The organism is Klebsiella sp. H-Nf2, from assembly GCF_002806645.1.
In the GTDB taxonomy this organism is placed as follows: domain Bacteria; phylum Pseudomonadota; class Gammaproteobacteria; order Enterobacterales; family Enterobacteriaceae; genus Klebsiella; species Klebsiella variicola.
Map to the genome: position 1 here is coordinate 1 of NZ_PIBL01000050.1, position 249 is coordinate 249.

The window sequence follows — 249 nt, forward strand, 5'->3', positions numbered from 1 at the left end:
CATTGCACTAACCTCCTGATGTCCGACCAGGATTAGCTAACCTTCGTGCTCCTCCGTTACTCTTTGGGAGGAGACCGCCCCAGTCAAACTACCCACCAGACACTGTCCGCAACCCGGATTACGGGTCTACGTTAGAACATCAAACATTAAAGGGTGGTATTTCAAGGTTGGCTCCACGCAGACTGGCGTCCACGCTTCAAAGCCTCCCACCTATCCTACACATCAAGGCTCAATGTTCAGTGTCAAGCT

At 51.8% G+C, this 249-nt stretch carries 1 rRNA gene; it reads right to left on the reverse strand.

The features are described from left to right. Positions 1–249, reverse strand: a 23S ribosomal RNA gene (locus CWM58_RS27965); the annotation flags it as partial.